The 21,739-nt window shown below is 28.6% G+C and carries 17 protein-coding genes and 1 riboswitch; all 17 genes read left to right on the top strand.

From position 1 onward, the window contains the following. The first annotated feature begins 6 nt into the window (after positions 1 to 6). The 17 genes from CDIF1296T_RS09790 (at position 7) to CDIF1296T_RS09870 (ending at position 21,701) form a co-directional block, all read left to right on the top strand. Positions 7 to 1,260, top strand: coding sequence for a BaiN/RdsA family NAD(P)/FAD-dependent oxidoreductase (locus CDIF1296T_RS09790; RefSeq protein WP_003439456.1), 1,254 nt, complete (start codon positions 7 to 9; stop codon positions 1,258 to 1,260). Between the two features lie 45 nt (positions 1,261 to 1,305). Further along, a complete protein-coding gene (gene cmk / locus CDIF1296T_RS09795) occupies positions 1,306 to 1,956 on the top strand; it encodes a (d)CMP kinase (RefSeq protein ID WP_009897018.1) in 651 nt (216 codons plus the stop codon). Positions 1,957 to 2,006: 50 nt separating this feature from the next. Continuing rightward, on the top strand, positions 2,007 to 2,603 hold the full coding sequence (locus CDIF1296T_RS09800) for a lysophospholipid acyltransferase family protein (protein WP_003439452.1): 597 nt from the start codon (positions 2,007 to 2,009) through the stop codon (positions 2,601 to 2,603). A 12-nt stretch (positions 2,604 to 2,615) separates the two neighbouring features. Continuing rightward, positions 2,616 to 3,455: a 4-hydroxy-3-methylbut-2-enyl diphosphate reductase gene (locus tag CDIF1296T_RS09805; protein ID WP_003439450.1), complete on the top strand. Its 840-nt coding sequence runs from the start codon at positions 2,616 to 2,618 to the stop codon at positions 3,453 to 3,455. 244 nt (positions 3,456 to 3,699) lie between these two features. After that, complete coding sequence (locus tag CDIF1296T_RS09810; protein WP_009897020.1) at positions 3,700 to 4,854, top strand: putative manganese transporter; 1,155 nt, start codon at positions 3,700 to 3,702, stop codon at positions 4,852 to 4,854. Between the two features lie 305 nt (positions 4,855 to 5,159). Continuing rightward, positions 5,160 to 6,857 (top strand): adenine deaminase, encoded by a 1,698-nt coding sequence (gene ade, locus CDIF1296T_RS09815; protein ID WP_009897022.1) that lies wholly within the window; start codon positions 5,160 to 5,162, stop codon positions 6,855 to 6,857. A 351-nt stretch (positions 6,858 to 7,208) separates the two neighbouring features. Beyond that, on the top strand, positions 7,209 to 7,673 hold the full coding sequence (gene bcp, locus CDIF1296T_RS09820; protein ID WP_003439443.1) for a thioredoxin-dependent thiol peroxidase: 465 nt from the start codon (positions 7,209 to 7,211) through the stop codon (positions 7,671 to 7,673). Positions 7,674 to 7,682: 9 nt separating this feature from the next. Then, entirely contained in the window at positions 7,683 to 8,426 is a 744-nt protein-coding gene (gene yaaA, locus CDIF1296T_RS09825) for a peroxide stress protein YaaA (protein ID WP_003439442.1), read from the top strand. 97 nt (positions 8,427 to 8,523) lie between these two features. After that, a complete protein-coding gene (locus CDIF1296T_RS09830; protein WP_289623146.1) occupies positions 8,524 to 11,211 on the top strand; it encodes a calcium-translocating P-type ATPase, PMCA-type in 2,688 nt (895 codons plus the stop codon). Positions 11,212 to 11,264: 53 nt separating this feature from the next. After that, a riboswitch (SAM riboswitch) is annotated at positions 11,265 to 11,367 on the top strand. A 109-nt stretch (positions 11,368 to 11,476) separates the two neighbouring features. Next, positions 11,477 to 12,742 carry an O-acetylhomoserine aminocarboxypropyltransferase/cysteine synthase family protein gene (locus CDIF1296T_RS09835; RefSeq protein WP_003439438.1) on the top strand — a complete coding sequence of 422 codons (1,266 nt, stop codon included), beginning with the start codon at positions 11,477 to 11,479 and terminating at the stop codon, positions 12,740 to 12,742. A 29-nt stretch (positions 12,743 to 12,771) separates the two neighbouring features. Beyond that, positions 12,772 to 13,662, top strand: a complete 891-nt coding sequence (locus CDIF1296T_RS09840) for a homoserine O-succinyltransferase (RefSeq protein ID WP_003439436.1) — start codon at positions 12,772 to 12,774, stop codon at positions 13,660 to 13,662. A gap of 490 nt (positions 13,663 to 14,152) precedes the next feature. Further along, complete coding sequence (locus CDIF1296T_RS09845; RefSeq protein ID WP_003428618.1) at positions 14,153 to 14,596, top strand: MarR family winged helix-turn-helix transcriptional regulator; 444 nt, start codon at positions 14,153 to 14,155, stop codon at positions 14,594 to 14,596. Between the two features lie 30 nt (positions 14,597 to 14,626). Then, entirely contained in the window at positions 14,627 to 16,444 is a 1,818-nt protein-coding gene (ftsH, locus tag CDIF1296T_RS09850; protein WP_003428619.1) for an ATP-dependent zinc metalloprotease FtsH, read from the top strand. 177 nt (positions 16,445 to 16,621) lie between these two features. Continuing rightward, complete coding sequence (locus tag CDIF1296T_RS09855) at positions 16,622 to 19,324, top strand: sensor histidine kinase (protein WP_009897026.1); 2,703 nt, start codon at positions 16,622 to 16,624, stop codon at positions 19,322 to 19,324. Positions 19,325 to 19,357: 33 nt separating this feature from the next. Then, positions 19,358 to 20,056 carry a response regulator gene (locus CDIF1296T_RS09860; RefSeq protein ID WP_003439430.1) on the top strand — a complete coding sequence of 233 codons (699 nt, stop codon included), beginning with the start codon at positions 19,358 to 19,360 and terminating at the stop codon, positions 20,054 to 20,056. A 356-nt stretch (positions 20,057 to 20,412) separates the two neighbouring features. Then, a complete protein-coding gene (locus CDIF1296T_RS09865; RefSeq protein WP_003428624.1) occupies positions 20,413 to 21,369 on the top strand; it encodes a magnesium transporter CorA family protein in 957 nt (318 codons plus the stop codon). Between the two features lie 176 nt (positions 21,370 to 21,545). Further along, positions 21,546 to 21,701: a hypothetical protein gene (locus tag CDIF1296T_RS09870; RefSeq protein ID WP_003428626.1), complete on the top strand. Its 156-nt coding sequence runs from the start codon at positions 21,546 to 21,548 to the stop codon at positions 21,699 to 21,701. Positions 21,702 to 21,739 lie beyond the last annotated feature (38 nt).

Consider the following 21,739-nt stretch of genomic DNA (forward strand, 5'->3'; position numbering starts at 1 on the left):
AAATTTATGAGTAAAGTTATAGTAGTTGGTGGAGGAGCTTCTGGAATGATGGCAGCTTTGTCAGCTTCAAAAAACAATAATGAAGTAATATTAGTTGAGAGAAATGGAGAATTAGGAAGAAAACTTAGGGCAACTGGTGGCGGTAGATGCAATTTTACCAATAATAGAGAGATAGAAGATTTTTTTGATAAAGTTGTCAGTAATAAAAAATTTCTCTATAGTAGTTTCTATACATTTACAAATAAAGACCTTATTTCGTATTTTGAAAGTAGAAATTTGGAATATAAGATTGAAGAAGAAAATGACCACAAAGTATACACTAAAAATGATAAATCTATAGAAGTAATAGAAGTATTAAATAAAGATTTACTCAATCACAATGTAAAGATAATGTATAATAAGAAAGTTATAGATATTATAACTGAAGAAATTGCTCTAAAAGATGATTCTAATAAGGACAAGTCAAAGTATCTAATAAAAGGGATTATTTTAGATAATGGAGATAAAATACTAGGAGACAAGGTTATTATATCAACTGGAGGAGTGAGTTATTCAAAGACGGGTTCAGATGGTTCAATGTATAAGATTCTTAAAAAGCATGGACATACATTAAACAAACTATATCCTGCTTTAGTTCCACTTACAATAGAGGAAAAATGGATTAAAGATTTACAAGGAATATCCATGAAGAATGTGGAAATATCTTGTAAGATTAAGAAAAGGAAAATATCAAAATCTGGAGACATGCTATTTGCCCATTTTGGGATAACAGGGCCTTGTGTTCTTATAATGTCTTCTTATATTAACAAGATTATTGAAAAGGAAAAGGTAGAATTAAATATAGATTTCTTACCAAATTTAAGTACTGATGAAATCTCTAGTATAATCAGAGCATTTCCAAATAAAAATGTTCTAAATAATCTTAAGCAAATACTACCTCAAAATTTCTTAAAAGAGATTTTTTCTCTATTATCTTTAGTTGATAAAAAGGCAAGTGATTTGTCTAAGGCAGATGAAATTAGAATTATTGAGTATATAAAAAATATGAAGCTAACTTGTAATGGGACTACAGGTATAAACACTGGTATGGTTACTTCTGGTGGTATTTCAGTTAAAGAAATTAATTCTTCTACTATGGAATCTAAATTAGTTAAGAACTTATTTTTTACAGGTGAAGTAATTGATATAGATGCAGAAACTGGTGGATATAATTTACAAATAGCATTTTCAACTGGATATCTTGCGGGTATAAGTGTATAAATATAATTTTTTAATAATTAAATATGAATAAATAGAGGTGTATATATGGGTAATTTAGTTATAGCTGTAGATGGTCCAGCAGGAGCTGGAAAAAGTACAATAGCCAAGATAGTAGCAAAAAAGCTAAATATAAATTATATAGATACAGGTGCTATGTACAGAGCAGTTACTTATAAGTGTTTAAAAAGTGGTATTGATGTCAATAATGCAAAAGAAGTTATTCAAATAGCTGAAAATTCGGATATAGATTTTAAAGATAACAATATATATTTGGACAACGAAGTTATAAATGAAGAAATAAGAACAATAGAAGTAAGCAATAATGTTTCTAATGTAGCAAAAATAAAAGAAGTAAGACAGTTGATGGTTGAAGTTCAACGAAAAATAGGAATGAAAAGTTCAGTAATACTAGATGGTAGAGATATAGGTTCATATGTTTTCCCAGATGCAGATTACAAATTCTTTTTAGTAGCTACTCCAGAAGAAAGAGGAAATAGACGCTATAAAGAACTTTGTAATAAAGGATATAATACTACTTTAGAAGAAGTAATTGAGGATATAATAAGACGAGATGAAATTGATTCAAATAGAGAATTTGCACCATTGGTAAAAGCTAATGATGCACTAGAAATAGATACTACAGGAAAAACTATAGAAGAAGTTGTAGAAGAAGTTGTATCTAAAATAAATCTTTAGTTTTTTATGCATCATAATGAAAATAAATGTAGTGTTGAAGGGAGATAAACGTGAATTTTTATAGATTTGTAATAAATATTTTTAAGGGTTTTTCTAAAATATTTTTTAAATATGAAGTTATAGGTGCAGAAAATATTCCAGATAGAGGAAATATAGTAATAGCATCAAATCATAAATCGAATCTTGACCCTATATTCTTGGCTGCTGCCATAGAAAATAGAGAAATAGCTGCAATTGCAAAGAAAGAATTGTTTAAAGTAAAACCCTTGGGATTTATATTAAAAAAATTGCATGTTATGCCTATAAATAGAGAAAAACCAGATGTATCTACAATAAAAACTATTTTAAGGTCAGTTAGAGATGGTTATGTATTAGGAATATTTCCAGAGGGTACTAGAATAAAAGGAGATTCTTTTGGTAAGGCTAAGGCAGGTCTTTCTGTATTTACAATAAAAAGTAAATCTAAAGTTGTTCCAGTATCAATAATATCTAAATATAAACTTTTTAGTAAAGTAATTGTATATATTGGAGAACCAATATCATTTGAAGAACATTTTAAGGAAAAATTGAGTAATGATGACCATGAAAGGATATCACAAGAGATTTTAGAAGTGATAAAACAAAATTACTTTAAATATTCAAAATAAGGGGGTAAAGTTATGAACATAAAAATAGCAAAAAATGCTGGCTTTTGTTTTGGAGTAAAAAGAGCAATGAAAATGGCATGGGATGAAGTTGAAAAAAATGATTCTGGCATATATGCTTTAGGTCCTCTTATTCATAACAAGCAAGCAGTAGCAAAATATGAAGAAAAAGGTCTTAAGACTGTGAATGAAATTGATACAATACCAAATCATGAAAATATGATAATAAGGTCTCATGGAGTTCCTGAAAATATATATAAGGAAGCCAAAGATAAAAAATTAAAAATTGTGGATACTACATGTCCATTTGTAAAGAAAATACATACAGTAGTAAGTGAATATCATAATAAAGGCTATGAAATAATAGTTATTGGAGATATGAAGCATCCAGAAGTTATAGGTATAAATGGATGGTGTGAAAATTCAGCTATAATAATAAAGACCTTAGAACAAATGGAAAATATGGAATTTGATAACTCCAAAAGATATTGTCTTGTTGCACAGACTACAATAAATCCAGAGTTGTATATAAGTATAGTTAATAAACTATCAGATAAATTAGAAGAAATAGTATTTAATGATACAATTTGTTCAGCTACAAAAACAAGACAAGAATCAGCTAAAGAGTTAGCTAAAGAAGTTGATTGTATGATAGTTATAGGAGGTAAACACAGTTCAAATACTCAAAAGTTAGTAAAGGTTTGTGAAGACTTAGTACCAACTTTTGCAATAGAGACTAAAGATGAATTGGATGTAAATACGCTTAAAAAATATAAAAATTTGGGTATTACAGCAGGGGCATCTACACCTAATTGGATAATAGAAGAAGTTGTAACATTCCTTGAAAATTTATAATTTGATAGGTAATAAAAATAGGTGGACATTGTTATAATTTATCATAATATCCACCTTTGATTTCATATTACATGTGGTAAATAGATAACCTAATATCAAAAAGTGTGTATCTTAAGATGAAAAACTAATAGTATAAGATGCGCACTTTTTAATATTAGAAATTCAAAAGAAATGTTGATATTGATTATCAATAGAAAATAAAATATAATATAATTGTTGCAAAATTAGTCTAGGAGGTAAATTAATGGAAATGTTGATATCCGCTTCTGAAGAGGCGTTTTTACATGTAGGTTCTATGATTGGATTTTTTATTTTGTTATTTGGATATATTAATTATAAAACTAGTGGAAATTTTACTAATATCATATCAAAAAACAGAAAATTTCAACCATTAATAGGTGCTTTAATTGGAGCTATACCAGGTTGTGGCGGAAGCTTGGCAATAATGCCATTGTATATAAATGGAAAATTAAGCTTTGGAGCAATAATTGCAAGTTTAATAGCTAGTATGGGAGATGCAGCATTTGTACTTATTTCATCAAATATTAAAATGTATTTTTTTGTCACTATAGTTAGTACAATTACAGGAATAATAACTGGACAATTAGTGGATTACTTTAAACTAGAAGAAAAATTAGGGTTAAAAAACCGTAGAAAATCAGATAAATACGATATAAGTAAAAATAACTCTAAAGAAAATAAAGAACAACATAATCATGATGAAATAATTTTAGACACTCTAGCTAAATCTCATGGAAATACAAATAGACTTGCATTTATAATAACACATGGAAAGGGATATAAAATTTATATAGGAATTATAGTAATCGGTTTTATATTTATGTCACTTGCTCACTCTGGACTTAATCTTCCTATAATTGAGAAGTTACATTCATTGGAAGAGGTAATAGCAGTGATTGGAATATTATTTTCAATAATTTATATGTGGTGTTTTAAAAAGGTATTTAAAAATTCTAATCAAAAAGAGGAAGAAAATAAAAAGATTTCTTTGCGAGAAATGCTTATCCATTCTGTTGGAGAAATATCATTTGTAATTACATGGATTTTTATTGCATATCTTATTTACGATTTGATAATATTAATTTTAGGTGGAGATGAATACTTAGTTAAATTAGTATTATCAACAGGTGTAATAAGTGTATTTATAGGTGCAGGTCTTGGACTTATTCCAGGTTGTGGGATACAAATTGTGCTTATGTCATTTTATTTGAAGGGAACTATACCACTTGGTGCAGTGATAGCCAACTCTATTTCTCAAGATGGAGATGCACTTTTCCCACTTTTAGCAATGGATAAAAAATCTTCTTTATGGGCTATGATTATTACTACTATACCAGCAATACTTGTAGGTATGATAGTTTATGCATTTTTAGGTTAAATATAATTATGAATAAAGAAGTATTAAAAAAATAATAAAGCACATAAATTTATTTATAAGAATAGTGAAGATTAAATATAAAAATAAAAAATTCAATATGAATTAAATTATTGCTTAAATATTAATGAGAACATGGGAGATAATATTATTCCTCATGTTCTCTCTATTTAATTAAAGGAATTATGGAACAAATTTCAAGTGATACTTTCTATCAAAACTCATATATAATATATATTAATAAATTAAACTATAATACGTAATACAGCCAGTATATTGATATAAAAAACTTAGGAGGAGTTGTAAAAATGGGTAATTTAAAAAGACAGTGTGATGTTTCAAGTGGAAGAGAAAAAGCTGACATTGTACTAAAAAATGGGACAATCATAAATGTATTTACAGAAGAGTTAATAACAGGAGATGTAGCAATAGTAGGAGACACTATCGTTGGCATTGGCGATTACAAGGGCAATGTAGAAATTGATTGTAGTAACAAATATATATCACCTGGCTTTATTGATGCACATATGCATATTGAATCTACAATGGTAATGCCAATTGAATTATCGAAAAAATTATTAAAATCAGGTACGACAACTATCATAGCCGACCCACATGAGTTGGTCAATGTAAAAGGAGCTAGTGCAATAGATTTTTTATTAGAATCGACAAAAGATATACCACTTAATGTATATATTATGGTGCCTTCATCCGTACCTGCAACAAGTTTTGAAACTAATGGAGTTGGTAAATTTAGTGCAAAAGACATGGAGAGTTATGTAAATAATCCTAGAATTTTAGGTTTAGGAGAGGTAATGTGTTTTAATGATGTTATAAATTCTGAAAATGAAATCTTGGATAAACTAGAGCTTTTTAAAAATAAAGTTGTAGATGGACATGCACCTAATATAAATGGTAAATCACTTCAGACATATGTATGTGCAGGAATAGAAAATGACCATGAATGTATAACTTTTGATGAAGTATATGAAAAATTGAGAGCAGGATTAAAAATTTTAATAAGAGAAGGAAGCGCAGCAAAAAATTTAAAGTCTATAGTAAGTGGTATGCTAAAGCATAACTTGCCAATTGAAGAATTTATGTTTTGCACAGATGATAAGCACTTAGATGATATAGAAAAACAAGGTCACATAAGATGGAATATAAAATGTGCGATTGATTTAGGTATGGAACCTGTTAGGGCTATAAAAGTTGCAACTTATAATTCTGCAAAAGCATATGGGTTAAGGAAAATTGGAGCAATAGGTGCGGGTTATAAGGCAGATATTGTTGTATTGAATGATTTAGACAAAATGGAAGTGGATAGTGTATATAAAGATGGTAATTTGGTAAACGAAGAGATGTTTTCTAATTACAATTATGAGATTAAAGATAAAGAATTGCTTAATACAGTCAAGTTTAAATATATTAATAAAGAAAAAATACAGTTAAAAGTAAGTGAAAAAAATTATGTAATGGAGATTGTACCTTATCAAATTTTGACAAATAAGGTATATGAATCTTTACCATGTGCAGATGGATATTTTGTTCCAAATAAAGAGTATTCAAAACTTTGTGTTGTTGAGAGACATAGAATGACTGGAAATGTAGCAATTGCTCCATTAAAAGGATTTGGCATAAAAAATGGAGCAATTGCTACTACTGTGGCCCATGATTCTCATAATATTATAGTTGCAGGGGATAATGATGATGATATTCTAGTAGCTATAAATTACTTAAAGGAAATACAAGGTGGTTATGTAATTGTATCAAATGGAAAAGTTCTTGCACACCTAAGTCTTCAAGTAGCTGGATTAATTAGTACTTTTACAGCTGAAGAAGTACAAGAAATTACTGATAATATGTTGGAGATAGCAAGAAAAATGGGAGTTCCAGAGTATGTAGACCCTTTTATTACACTTTCTTTTATGGCACTTCCAGTTGTTCCACAAATAAGACTTACAGATTTAGGTCTATTTGATGTTGAGGAATTTAAATTTATATAGATAATATAAAAGTAATAATAAATGAGGCTTTCTCAAAATAGGGATAAGTCTCTTTTTATTGTTGAAATGATGAAAATATATTTGATTTCATACAAAAAAGAGCATCTCATGAACTAAAAATTTTATTTTTAGATATCCTTATTTTAATTAATCTATCATTTAACCTTGTTTTAAGCATAGATATCTTAATAAAACTATTTTCAGTCTATTTTAACATATAAATACATGAAAATTATATATTTATGAAACTTTATACATAAAAAATAAAATATTTTATTTATATATAGATTTATAGGGTAATAATATAAGCATAGTATAAAATTATTAATAAAAACAAAAGGAGAGATATTTATGTTGAGTATAGGAACAAAAGCACCAGAATTTACACTAGAAGATAAAGATGGAAATAAGGTAAGTATGTCAGATTTTAAAGGTAAAAAAGTAGTAGTATATTTTTATCCTAAAGATAATACACCAGGATGTACACGTCAAGCTTGTGCTTTTAGAAATGCATATGATGGATTTAAAAAGGAAGATATACAAGTTATTGGGATAAGTAAAGATAGTATAAAATCACATCAAAAATTTGCAGAAAAGCATGAACTTCCTTTTATTTTACTTTCTGACCCTGACTTAGTTGCTATAAAAGCTTTTGATGTATGGAAAGAGAAAAAAATGTATGGAAAAACTGCATTGGGAGTTGTACGTGCGACATATATTATAGATGAAAATGGAATTATTGAAAAAGTCTTTGAAAAAGCAAAACCAGACACAAATGCACAAGAGATTCTTGAATATTTGGAAAAACAGGAGTAATAAGAATTTATGATTATAATGTTATCACCAGCTAAAAATATGAAGAATATAGAAGTATTTGATAGAGATTTGAGTTTGCCTTGCTTTATAGATAACACAAAAGAAATAGTGGAAAATATAAAGACATTTGGTATAGAAGATTTTAAAAATAAAATGAAAATTAATGAAAAATTAGCTGTATTAAATAAAAATAGATTTGAAAGCATTAAATTTGATAGATTAGGAAACCCTGCAATCTTAACTTATGATGGAATACAATATAAAAATATAGAAGCAGAAAATTTTACAAGGAAAGATGAAGAGTTTGCAAATAGCTGTATTCGAATCATAAGTGGATTGTATGGTGTTGTAAAACCATATGATAGTATATATGAATATAGATTAGAAATGCAGACAAAATTACAAGTAGGTGAGTTTAAGAATTTATACGAATATTGGGGAAATCGTATATATAAAGAACTAATCAAAGAAAAAACAGCTATCGTTAATCTTTCATCAAATGAATACAGCAAATCCATAGAAAAATTTATTAAAGATAGTGATACATATATTACATGTACTTTTAAAGTAAATAAAAATGGCATATTGAAAGTGGAATCTACACAAGCAAAGAAAGCTAGAGGTATGATGACAAAATACATTGTAAAAAATAGGATAAGAGATATTGAAGAACTGAAAAAGTTTGATTTAGAAGGTTATAAGTATAAAGAAAACTTATCTAACAATAGTGAATACATATTTGTAAAAGAGTAGAAGTTTTGTTAAATATTAAATGGCATTGTTAAATTTAGGTAAAATATACTTAGTGTGTATTGAATTGAACTTGATTTTAAAATATAATTATTCTTAAATTAAAAAAAGAAAGGAGTGGTCTTCCAAAATGGAAAATCACAAACAGATGCCTTGGCATTCAAGAGCAACGCATGAAATTTTAGAAAGTCTAGATTCATCAGAGGAGGGGCTCACCGATACCGAGGCGGAAAAACGGCTTAAAGAGAATGGCTTAAATGAACTTAGAAAAAAACCACCTAGAACAACTTTACAAATGCTTTGGAGTCAAATTACAGATGCTATGGTTATGATACTAATAGGAGCAGCAATATTATCTTTGATATTTGGCGAATTTACAGAAGCTTTTGTAATACTAATAATTGTAACAGTAAATGCAGTTATTGGAATTGTTCAAGAGAAAAAAGCAGAATCATCATTAGAAGCATTAAAAAATATGAATTCACCTACAGCTCGTGTTATGCGTGATGGTGAAGAAAATGTTATTCCAGCAAGTAATCTTGTAGTAGGAGATATTGTTTTTTTAGAAGATGGAGCTATGGTTCCAGCAGACCTTCGTTTAATAGAAACATCAAGTTTAAAAATTCAAGAGGCTTCTTTAACAGGAGAATCTGTTCCATCAGAAAAAGATGCAGATACAATCTTACCTAAAGAATGTGTATTAGGAGACCGTAGCAATATGGCGTATACATCTTCAATAGTCACATATGGTAGAGGTGTAGGTGTTGTAGTAGCAACTGGTATGGATACAGAAGTGGGTAACATAGCACATCTTTTAGATTCACAAGATGATTTTGATACTCCTATAAAACGTAAACTTAATACTGTTGGAAAGACATTAAGTGTCATAGGTATTATTGTATGCGTTGTTATATTTGCAATAGGTGCATTTTATCAGAGACCTCTCTTGCCAATGTTTATGATTGCAATTTCCCTTGCCATATCAATTATTCCAGAGGGATTACCTGCAACAGCTACTATTGTAATGGCTTTAGGCGTACAGCGTATGGCTAAAAGAAATGCTTTAATTAGAAAATTACCTGCTGTTGAAACATTAGGAGGAGCTACAGTAATATGTTGTGATAAAACTGGTACATTAACCTTAAATAAAATGACTGTTACACATATTGCTGTCAATGGAGATTTTGAATCTGGAAAAGTGACATCAATAGATACTGCATCTGAAAAACATCCATTAGTGTATAAAGAGATTGTTTATGCTGGTGCACTTTGTAATGATGCATGTATTAATCCAGATAAAACAGATGAAATATTAGGTGACCCAACAGAGGGCGCATTAATTTTTATGGCCAAAAAATTTGGAATAGATCAAGAAGCTCTTGAAGAAGAATATCCACGTGTATTTGAACAGCCTTTTGATTCAGATAGAAAATGTATGACAACTGTTCATAATATAGATGAAAAGATTATTGCTTATACTAAAGGAGCAGTAGACGAAATTCTTGACCTATGTACTAAAATATTAACTTCAAAAGGTGAAAGAAACATTACCGAAGTGGATAAAAAGAATATACACGAATTATGTCTTAACATGTCTAAAGATGCATTGCGTGTACTTGGTTTTGCTAAGCGTGAGATTTCATCTATACCAAAAGAAGATAGTGAAAATATAGAATATGATTTAACATTTATAGGTATGGTTGGTATGATTGACCCACCAAGAACTGAGGTAATTGATGCAGTAAGTACTTGTAAAGAAGCAGGTATAAGAACCATAATGATAACAGGTGACCATAAAGTTACTGCCACAACAATCGCTCATGAGTTAGGAATATGGAGTGAAGAAAATACTGTGATATCTGGTGATGAACTTGATAATTTGAGTGATGATGAACTAGATGAAGCTGTTAAAAATACTACAGTATTTGCTCGTGTATCCCCATTTGATAAACTTAGAATTATACAATCTCTAAAAAGAATTGGAGAAGTACCAGCAATGACTGGGGATGGTGTAAATGACTCTCCTGCCTTAAAGTCTGCTGATATTGGTATAGCCATGGGTATAAGTGGTACAGATGTTGCAAAAGATTCTTCTGACATGATTTTAATGGACGATAGTTTTACAACAATTGCTTATGCAATAAAAGAAGGTAGACGTGTATATAGAAACATACAAAAAGTTATACAATTTTTGCTTGTTGGTAATATAGCAGAGATACTTACGTTGTTTGTAGCAATATTATTAAATTGGGATACTCCGCTTCTTGCTGTTCATATTCTATGGGTAAACCTTGCAACTGCTACGCTTCCAGCCCTTGCTCTTGGAGTTGACCCACCAAGCAGAAATATAATGAAGCACCAGCCAGTGAAATCAACCACTTTGTTTGAAAAAAATCTTATACAAAGAGTTGTTACCCAAGGTATATTTGTGGCAATAATGACTATTTTAGCATATAAAATTGGTCTTAATATAGAAAATCATTCTGTAGGTCAAACAATGGCATTTTGTGTATTAGCATTTTCACAGATGTTACGAGCATTTAGTCAGCGTTCAAATACAGATTCAATGTTTAATAGAAATAATGGTAAAAATCCATTTCTTTTAATCTCATTTTTAACTTCTGCATTTTTAATAGCAGTAATACTATTTGTACCTGTTTTTAGAAATGCTTTTAACTTAACAGTTTTAAATAACTTAGAGTGGCTTATAACGATTGTTTTAGCCATAATGTCTGTAATTCAAGTAGAGGTTGGGAAAATTATTAAAAGAAAAAAATTAAAAAAATAGTTGACAAAATTAGGAAAAATATATAAGATATAAAACATAGAAAAATTAAATAAATCTTATCCAGAGAGGTGGAGGGACTGGCCCTATGAAACCCGGCAACCAGTATATTTATATACATTGGTGCTAAATCCTGCGGCGAAAGCTGAGAGATGAGTATAATTAAGCTTATACAGAGCCTGAGTTATATACTCAGGCTTTATTTATTTTAACTCTCATCTGGTAAATAGTTTAATTTTTTTTACTAAAATCTAAGGGGGATACAAGAATGTATAATAAAGAAACAATATGTGTGCAAGGAAATTATAAACCAGGTAATGGAGAACCAAGAGTACTACCTTTATATCAAAGTACAACTTTTAAATATAGCAGTATAGACCAACTTGCTGAATTATTTGATTTAAAAGTTGATGGACATATATATTCAAGAATAAGCAATCCTACTATTCAAGCTTTTGAAGAAAAAATAAGTTTACTAGAGGGTGGAGTATCTTCTGTAGCTGTATCATCAGGGCAATCTGCAAATATGTTGGCAGTTTTAAATATATGTAAATCAGGAGATAGTATACTTTGTTCTTCAAAAGTATATGGAGGAACATTCAATTTACTAGGACCTAGTCTTAAAAAATTTGGTATAGATTTAATATCGTTTGACTTAGATTCAAGTGAAGATGAGATAGTAGAACTTGCAAAGGAAAATACTAAGGTTGTGTTTGCAGAAACACTTGCAAATCCAACTCTTGAAGTCATAGATTTTGAAAAAATAGCAAATGTAGCTAAGAGAATTAATGTTCCATTTATTGTTGATAATTCATTAGCATCTCCAGTGCTTTGTAACCCTTTAAAGTATGGAGCAAATATAGTTACTCATTCTACCACAAAATATTTAGATGGGCATGCTTCAAGTGTTGGAGGAATTATAGTGGATGGTGGAAACTTTAACTGGGATAATGGAAAATTTCCAGAATTAGTTGAGCCAGACCCAACATATCATGGTATAAGCTATACTCAAAAATTTGGAAATGCCGCATATGCAACTAAAGCAAGAGTTCAGTTGCTTAGAGACTATGGAAATTGTTTAAGCCCATTCAATGCATATCTTACTAATTTAAATGTTGAAACACTACATCTTAGAATGGAGAGACATAGTGAAAATGCACTTAAAATAGCTAGATTTTTAGAAAAACATGAAAATGTAGATTGGATTAATTACCCAGGACTTGAAGATAACAAGTATTATGAGAATGCCAAAAAGTATTTATCAAGAGGATGTAGTGGTGTTTTATCATTTGGAGTAAGAGGTGGGTTAGAAAATGCCAAAAAATTTGTGGAAAAATTACAGATAGCATCTTTGGTTACACATGTTTCAGATGTAAGAACTTGTGTTATACATCCAGCTTCAACTACTCATAGACAATTAACAGAAGAACAATTAATTGCATCTGGAGTATTGCCTTCACTAATAAGATTATCTGTTGGAATAGAAAATGTAGAGGATTTAATAGCTGATTTAAATCAAGCTTTAAATTTCTAATATTCTAAGAGAAAGAGAAGTGAAAAGATATGGCTTTAATACTACCAAAGGGATTACCTGTTATTAATAAATTATTAGATGAAGGAATAGATGTAATTTATAAAGAAGATTTTAAAAAGGAATTAAAATATGAAGAAAACATAGACACTAAGATAGCTATACTAAATCTAATGCCTATAAAGATAGATACAGAATTAGATTTACTAAGAAGGATAGATAAAACAGGATTCAACGTGTCTGTGGAATTTATTAAAATTTCAACAAGAGAAAGTAAAAGAAGTTGTAATGAATATGTTAAAGAATTTTATAAAACATTTGATGAAGCCAAAGGAGAGTATTTTGATGGCTTTATAATAACAGGAGCTCCAGTTGAACAAATGGAGTTTGAAGAAGTTGATTATTGGAATGAACTAGAAGAAATTATGGATTATTCTAAGAGAAAAACTAAATCTACATTATATATATGTTGGGCAGCTCAAGCAAGTCTTTACAAATACTACAATGTAAAAAAACTTCCACTAAGTCAAAAATGTTTTGGAGTATTTAAGCATAAGGTAGATAAAGATAGTAAAATAGTAGATGGATTTGAAAATGAATTTTTTGCTCCACATTCAAGACATACTACTGTAAATATTGAAGCTTTGAAAGAGAATAAAGAGTTGAGCATTGTGAGTCATTCTAAAGAAGCTGGTCCCTATATAATTACAAATTCAAGAGATGTGTTCGTAATGGGTCATAGCGAGTATGACAAATACACTCTTGATAAAGAATATAAGAGGGATATAAATAAAGGAGATAAAATATCTATACCTCAAAATTACTATATTAATGATGACCCTTCAGAAGAGCCAACTGTAAAATGGAAAAAACATTCAGAATTGTTGTTTAGAAATTGGATAAAAAACTATTTGATACAATAAATTTTAAGAGTATATAAATGTTAACTAAAAAAATATAGAAATTTATAGGTATAAAGTTAATCTTAATGATACTTTATACCTTATTTTTTTAAAATTTGACCTTATAATAGTAGTTTTATATTTTAAGAAAATCACTTTAGGTGTATGTAGATAGAGGTGGCTTTAATTTTATATATGGTGCGATAATGGGAGACTAAACCTTTATAGTATCAATAAATTTGTATTTTAACTTTTAAAAGAGATTAAAAAGGGAGAAATCAGTGTAAAATATATATATAGATTTTTTATTAAATTTTATTAAAAATATCCTGTATAAAATTAAATATCAATAAGATAACAAAATTTCAATTGAAGTTACAATATTGTAATTGACAATAAATACTTAATACTATAATATTTAATACATTAAACATTATAGTGTTAAGTATTTATTTACAGTATGCACTTCAGCCTAAATTTGAAATAAAGTATTTTCGTAGGGAGCGTTTGTATGGATGAGATGAGTTTTAAGAAAGAGCTACTAGAGTTGACTAGAGATATAAATATGAAATTTACAACTTTATTAAGTGATTTTTATCAGCCACTTGGTATTACAGCAGTGCAAGCTTTGATTTTATCTGAGTTATGTGAACATGGAGAAAAAAAAATAAGCGATTTAGGGAAGAACTTAAACATGACAAATAGTAATGTATCAGTAATCTGTCAAAGGCTTGAAAAAAATGGCTTTTTAAATCGCATAAGAGATATAGAAGACCAACGAATTGTAAAAGTAAAAGTTACAAATAAATCATTGGATATACAAGAACATATTTCAAGTAGTATTTTTGATAGTTATTTTGAAAATATGACCAGTGAAAAATTGCAAGATATGGAAGATATAATAGAAGGTTTAGAGAAATTAAATAAACTTTTAACTTACATTGATTGCAAATAACATAAAAATAATTTAAAGGAGAATAAAATTATGGATGAACATAAACCCCAAAAAAGGTCAGCACTCTATTATTATACAGTTATAATAATAGTAGTAATGTTTTTAAATGCTTTAATATTTCCAAGTTTAATGGATAAAAAAATGGTTGAGATTGACTATGGAAAGTTTCTCACAATGTTGGATACAGGAAAGGTTAAATCTGTTGAGATAGAAAATAATAGAATAGCAATAAATCCATCTAGTAGCAAGGATAAGAATATATACATAACTGGTAGAATGGATGACCCAGAATTGGTAGATAGACTAAAAAATGCAAAAGTAGAATTTACTAAGGTTATTCCTAAGGAAAATTCACCTCTTTTAAGTATTTTACTTACATGGATAATACCTATAGGTATTCTTATGCTATTTGGTAACTTAATGATGAAGTCTATGCAAAAGCGAATGGGTGGTAATGCTATGCAATTTGGAAAAAGCAACGCCAAAATGTATGTATCTGCTCAAAGTGGAAAAAGATTTAATGATGTAGCTGGTCAAGATGAGGCAAAAGAAGCTTTAACTGAAATAGTAGATTTCTTACACAATCCAGAAAAGTATAAAAAGATAGGAGCACAAATGCCTAAAGGAGCACTTTTAGTAGGACCTCCAGGTACAGGAAAAACACTCCTTGCAAAAGCTGTAGCAGGTGAAGCAAATGTACCATTTTTCTCAATATCTGGTTCTGAGTTTGTTGAGATGTTTGTAGGAATGGGAGCTTCTAGGATTCGTGATTTATTTAAACAAGCAAAAGAAAAAGCTCCATGTATAGTGTTTATAGATGAGATTGATACTATTGGTAAAAAGCGTGATAATGGAAGTGGATTAGGTGGAAATGATGAACGTGAACAAACTTTAAATCAGTTGTTAAGTGAGATGGATGGTTTTGATGGTGGAATTGGAGTAGTAATACTTGCTGCTACAAATAGACCTGACAGTCTTGACAAAGCATTACTTCGTCCAGGAAGATTTGATAGACGTATACCAGTTGAACTTCCAGACCTTGGAGGACGTGAAGCTATATTAAAGGTACATGCTCAAAATGTAAATGTAAGCTCAGATATAGATTATAATGCAATTGCAAGGTCTACATCAGGAGCATCAGGTGCAGAACTTGCAAATATTGTAAACGAAGCAGCACTTTTAGCAGTTAAGTCTGGCAGAGATATAGTAGAACAACAGGATTTTGATGAATCTGTTGAAACTGTAATTGCTGGGTATCAACGTAAAGGAGCTGTAATTTCAGATAAGGAAAAGAAAATTATAGCATATCATGAAATAGGTCATGCACTTGTTGCTGCTATGCAAAAACATTCTGCACCTGTCCATAAGATTACTATAATACCTAGAACTTCAGGAGCATTGGGATATACTATGCAAGTTGCTGAAGATGAGAGTGTACTTATGTCTAAAGAAGAAGCAATTGATAAAATAACTACTTTTACAGGTGGTCGTGCTGCTGAAGAGGTTATCTTTAACACTTGTACATCAGGAGCATCAAATGATATAGAACAAGCTACTAAAATTGCAAGAGCTATGGTTACTCGCCTTGGTATGAGTGAAGAGTTTGATATGGTCGCTCTTGAAACTGTAAGCAATCAATATTTAGGAGGAGATACTTCTCTTGCTTGTTCTTCCGACACTGCTGCTAAAATAGATGAAGAGGTATTTAAAATAGTAAAGGCTTGTCACAAAAATGCAATTGAAATCTTAGAAAATAATATTGATAAATTGCATGAACTTGCTAATTATTTATTAGAAAAAGAAACTATTACAGGTGATGAGTTTATGGAAATACTTAACTTAAACTAAAATGATTATACACAAGATAAAAATGCCTATTGTTAGGCATTTTTATTTTACAACTAAATTTTTTAAATTCATATTTAAATCTTTACATAATCTTAATCATTAAAAATACATCTTAACTACAATTTTATATCGGAATTGATATTATAATAGTAATGAATGGTGTAAGGAGGTTTTTTAATGGATAGACCTAATCCTGATATTCTATTAGAAAAAATTAAAAATGAAGAAGAAAAACTAAGTAGAGGTCAATTAAAAATATTCTTTGGTTATGCAGCTGGAGTAGGAAAAACCTACTCTATGTTGGAATCTGCACAAAATTTAAAAAAAGTGGGTGTAGATGTAGTAGTTGGATATATTGAACCACACACTAGACCAGAAACATTGGCTTTACTTGATGGCTTGGAAATTCTTCCTGTAAAGGAGATAGAATATAAATCTATAAAACTAAAAGAATTTGATTTAGATGCTGCTTTAGCAAGAAAACCAGAAGTTATATTAGTAGATGAATTTGCCCATTCTAATGTTGCTGGGTTAAGGCATACAAAAAGATGGCAAGATATAGAAGAATTGCTGTTAGCAGGCATAAATGTCTACACTACTGTAAATGTACAACATTTAGAAAGTCTAAATGACATTGTTGAGATAATTACAAACGTATCAGTTAAAGAGACTATACCAGATAAGTTTTTGGATACAAATACACAGTTAGAACTTATAGATGTTGAACCTGATGTACTTCTTGAAAGGTTCAATGAAGGTAAGATATATAAGAAAGAACAAGCTACTAGAGCAAAAAATAATTTTTTTATAAAAGATAACCTGGTTGCACTTAGAGAAATCGCACTTAGAAAAACTGCAGAGAGAGTTAATAAAGAAGTTCAAATGACCAGACTATCAAAGGGTGATGTAACTGTAATACCTACATCAGATACACTTCTTGCATGTATAAGTCCATCTCCATCTTCAGCAAAAGTTATTAGAACTGCATCCAGAATATCAGACAGTACATTTGCAAAATGGATAGCTTTATATGTTGAAACTCCAAACACAGCAAGACTTCCATTTGATGAACAAAAACAACTACAAAATAACCTAAAATTAGCTAAGAAATTAGGTGGAGAAATAATTGTTTTACATGGTGAAAATATAATAGAGCAAATACTTAGAATTGCAAAGCTGAGAAATGTAACAAAAATTGTAATAGGTAGAAATCATTCAAGTAATAAAAGATTTAGTAAAAGATTTAAAAAAGATATAGTTGACAAATTAATTGATGAAGTTGATTATATAGATATACATATAATTCCATATAAATTTGCCTCAGATGTTAAATACAAACCTAAAAAGGATAAATCATCAATAAAATCTAAATTTAAAATTAGCAAAGTTGATTTTATAAAACTTATATTTATTACTTTGATGATAAGTATTTTAGCATATGCAGTACAAAGCATGGGATTTATAAGAGAAAATATATTGTTAATATATATGTTGGGTGTAGTTTTAGTTTCTATGTGGACTAAAGGGTATAGTACAGGTATAATAAGTTCTGTATTTAATATAGTTCTTTTAAATTATTTTTTTACAGCACCATTATATACATTATCTATAGCAGATTCAAACTATATAGTAACACTGGTTGTATTCTCAATAGTAGGTATAATAACTAGCACTCTTACGTCTAAGATACAGCATGAAGCAGAAACTGCTGCTAAAAGAGAAGAAAATACAAAAATGATATATCAAATAATTAAGGGATTTTTAAGATTATCAAATAAAGATGATATAGTAAACAAAGGTATAGAACTTTTGTCTCTTAGCTTAAGTAGAGATGTAATTTGTTATTTAAATGTAGATAAGCATAATAAATCAAAGCTTTACAAAAAAAATACTAATAATAAGGATAAAAATGATTTGGATAGTGAAGATGAAAAAGCTGTTGCAAGTTGGGTTTTATCCAATTCAACAGTGGCAGGAAATGACACGGATACACTTCCTGGTTCAAAGGGATACTATATACCAATTGTAGGAATGAATTTAACTTTAGGAGTAGTGGGAATATCATGTATTGATTCAAAATTGGATACAGAAGATATAAGCTTAATTGAAACAATAATTGCTCAAATGGCAATAGCGCTTGATAGAGAAATCTTGTCAGAAGCTAAAGAAAATACCAATCTTGAGATTGAAAGGGAAAGATTAAGAAGTAATCTTTTAAGAGCAGTTTCGCATGACCTTAGAACTCCACTAGCAGGAATATCTGGTGCAGTAAGTACAATTATAAAAAACAAGGGCACTATAGGTCAAGATATAATAGATGAATTACTTAGTGGTGTATATGAAGATACTCAGTGGTTAATAAGACTTGTTGAAAATTTACTTAGTATGACCAAGATAGATGAAGGGAAATTGGAAGTTAAAAAACATTCTGAACTGGTTGAGGAAATTATATCAGAAGCGTTACAAAAAATAAAAAAAAGAATTGAAAATGCACTTATAGATATTAATATACCAGAACAGATATTATTTGTTCCTATGGATGCAAAATTAATAGAACAAGTTTTAATTAATTTAATAGATAATTCTTTGAAATATTCAAAGGAAGATTGTAAGATAGAGATAAATGTATATGAGAAAGATGATTATGTTTGGTTTGAAGTATCTGATAATGGTCCTGGTATATCAAAGGAACTTAAAAAGCATATCTTTGACAGATTTTTTACTGGAGAAGAAGGAGCTAAAGATTCCAGAAAGGGTGTTGGACTTGGATTATCAATTTGTAAATCTATAATTCAAGCTCATAAAGGTGAAATTATGGTAGAAAACAATAAAGATAAGGGTTCAACTTTTAAGTTTAGTTTGCCTAAGGAAAATGAATAGTTTTAAATTTTAAAATTAGTTTTGGAGGAAGAAATGAGTAAAAAACTTATATTGTTAGTAGAGGATGATAAGACAATAAGAAAATTTATATCTACTGCACTTTTAACACAGGATTATGATGTCAAGGAGGCTATAACTGGAAAAGAAGGTATATCTATAGCTGTCTCATATTCTCCAGATGTTGTTCTTTTAGATTTAGGCTTAGAAGATATGGATGGAATAGAGGTAATAAAAGCTATCAGACAATTTTCAAATATACCAATAATTGTAGTTTCAGCTAGAGAGCAAGATAGAGACAAGGTAGAAGTATTTGATGCAGGGGCAGATGATTACTTAACAAAACCATTTTCCATAGTAGAGTTATTAGCAAGAGTAAGAGTAGCATTTAGACATTCACAAGTAGAAGCTCAACAAAAAGATGATGTTAAATCTACGTTTGAAGTAGATAAATTATTGATTGATTTTGATAAAAGAAAAGTTATTGTTGATGATGTTGAAGTCCATTTGACACCTATTGAATATAATATTCTTTCATTACTTGCAAAGCATCATGGAAAAGTGCTTACTCATAATTTTATAATAAAAGAAATATGGGGTAGTGTTATAGGGAATGAGACTAAGTCTTTAAGGGTTTTTATGGCAACGTTAAGACGAAAAATAGAAAAACAACCTGCAAACCCAAGATATATAATTACAGAAGTTGGTGTAGGATACAGATTAAATGATGAATAGTTGTAATATATTAATTATTAGATTATGTGCTTATTAATATATATTAAAATTATATAGTTTAGTTAAAATAAGAATGAAGTGTATGTGCTTGTTGTCAGTTTAGCACATGCATTTTATTTTTTAGCTTTTTTAGTATCAATAATTTTTTAGTATCAATAATATGAAATATGTTTTAAAATAAGTATATAGTGTAATCTGTAATAAAAACTTTGGTTAAATAATAAATGTATTTAACACTTACCTTATAATAAATTTAATATAAATATTAAATAATAATTATTAAAATAGTGTAAAATAATTACAGTAAGGATTATAAAAAATTTTTAGAATGTAAATTGAAATTTAGGAGTAGATGTATGTATATACTGAATTTAAATACAAGAGAGACTATTGAAGATTTTAGAGATAAATTTTATGTAGCAGAAAATTCTTATCTTATATTAAGTGCTCCAAAAAATTTAAAATTGCTTAAGGAAACTTTGGATATAGATGAAATAACTTTTAATGATTGTCTTAAATTTGATGAAATAACCAAACTTGATTTATTTGATAATTACGATTTTTTAAGCCTAAATACATTTGAACTAAGAGATGGAGAAGCTGTTATAGAAGAGGTAAATATGTATTTATCAGATAATTTTATATTGGTTGTAGTGAATGAAGAACACTTTTTATTTGAATTTGTAAAAAATATTATTTTGAAGAACTCTCAACTTGAAAAAAATCCAGTTATTAATCTATTTAAGATAAACTACTTGATTCTTAGAGAAGTTATAAAAAATGGTTTTGAGTCTTTGGAAAAAGTTGAAGAGTTAATTCTTCAAATAGAAGATGAAATGATGGACAACATTAATAAGAATCATGTATCTAGAATAAGTGATGTAAGAGGATTAACAAGAATTATAGTTAAGAATACTAGACCTCTTTTGTATATTGGGGATAGAATAGTTAAGGAAAATATAAGATATTTAAAATATTCAAATGTAAAAAAATATAATTTAGAAAATTTTCAAGGTATAGATTTTGGAATTGACAAATTATACAATTTCGCATTGTCAACACGAGAGTTAGCAGATAAATTATTAGATATTTATTCTTCCAGAGTAGGTGAGAAAACAAATAACTTAATTACAAAATTAACCTTGTTAACAGCCATATCAGCACCACTTACAATTATAACTGGTATATATGGAATGAACTTTAGATATATGCCAGAATTAAACTGGATTTATGGATATCCAGCAACTTTATTTTTTATGCTATGTATAATTTTTGTTGGAATTATAATATTTAAAATAAAAAAATTATTGTAAATTACAGATGATGTTTAATTGATTTTATAAAAATACATCAATTGAGAAGCTGATTTAAGTAAATAAAAAAATATTTTAAATTGAAAATATTTATAGAAAATATTGACAATTATATTTTCTTTGTTATAATTATTAAACAAGAAGAATAATAAATTATAAAAATGGAGGATAATACTATGAAAGGAATATTAAAAGAACTAACAGCAAAACTTTATAGCTTTTTTTACTTTATGTTCTGGGGCTTTTATTTTAGCGCTGGCTATTTCTTTTACAAAAATATATGTACTTCCTTTCTGGTGAGGCCTTATTTTAGTGATTTTGAGCATAAGTAAATTTTATAAAAATGATTATTTTATATATTTATATAAGA

Source organism: Clostridioides difficile ATCC 9689 = DSM 1296 (genome assembly GCF_001077535.1).
In the GTDB taxonomy this organism is placed as follows: Bacteria; Bacillota; Clostridia; order Peptostreptococcales; family Peptostreptococcaceae; genus Clostridioides; species Clostridioides difficile.

What these genes read in the sequence shown, in the direction of transcription:
- CDIF1296T_RS09790 (WP_003439456.1), top strand. Translation starts at nt 7, where the DNA reads ATGAGTAAAGTTATAGTAGTTGGTGGAGGAGCTTCTGGAATGATGGCA.
- cmk (WP_009897018.1), top strand. Translation starts at nt 1,306, where the DNA reads ATGGGTAATTTAGTTATAGCTGTAGATGGTCCAGCAGGAGCTGGAAAA.
- CDIF1296T_RS09805 (WP_003439450.1), top strand. Translation starts at nt 2,616, where the DNA reads ATGAACATAAAAATAGCAAAAAATGCTGGCTTTTGTTTTGGAGTAAAA.
- CDIF1296T_RS09810 (WP_009897020.1), top strand. Translation starts at nt 3,700, where the DNA reads ATGGAAATGTTGATATCCGCTTCTGAAGAGGCGTTTTTACATGTAGGT.
- ade (WP_009897022.1), top strand. Translation starts at nt 5,160, where the DNA reads ATGGGTAATTTAAAAAGACAGTGTGATGTTTCAAGTGGAAGAGAAAAA.
- bcp (WP_003439443.1), top strand. Translation starts at nt 7,209, where the DNA reads ATGTTGAGTATAGGAACAAAAGCACCAGAATTTACACTAGAAGATAAA.
- yaaA (WP_003439442.1), top strand. Translation starts at nt 7,683, where the DNA reads ATGATTATAATGTTATCACCAGCTAAAAATATGAAGAATATAGAAGTA.
- CDIF1296T_RS09835 (WP_003439438.1), top strand. Translation starts at nt 11,477, where the DNA reads ATGTATAATAAAGAAACAATATGTGTGCAAGGAAATTATAAACCAGGT.
- CDIF1296T_RS09840 (WP_003439436.1), top strand. Translation starts at nt 12,772, where the DNA reads ATGGCTTTAATACTACCAAAGGGATTACCTGTTATTAATAAATTATTA.
- CDIF1296T_RS09845 (WP_003428618.1), top strand. Translation starts at nt 14,153, where the DNA reads ATGGATGAGATGAGTTTTAAGAAAGAGCTACTAGAGTTGACTAGAGAT.
- ftsH (WP_003428619.1), top strand. Translation starts at nt 14,627, where the DNA reads ATGGATGAACATAAACCCCAAAAAAGGTCAGCACTCTATTATTATACA.
- CDIF1296T_RS09855 (WP_009897026.1), top strand. Translation starts at nt 16,622, where the DNA reads ATGGATAGACCTAATCCTGATATTCTATTAGAAAAAATTAAAAATGAA.
- CDIF1296T_RS09860 (WP_003439430.1), top strand. Translation starts at nt 19,358, where the DNA reads ATGAGTAAAAAACTTATATTGTTAGTAGAGGATGATAAGACAATAAGA.
- CDIF1296T_RS09865 (WP_003428624.1), top strand. Translation starts at nt 20,413, where the DNA reads ATGTATATACTGAATTTAAATACAAGAGAGACTATTGAAGATTTTAGA.
- CDIF1296T_RS09870 (WP_003428626.1), top strand. Translation starts at nt 21,546, where the DNA reads ATGAAAGGAATATTAAAAGAACTAACAGCAAAACTTTATAGCTTTTTT.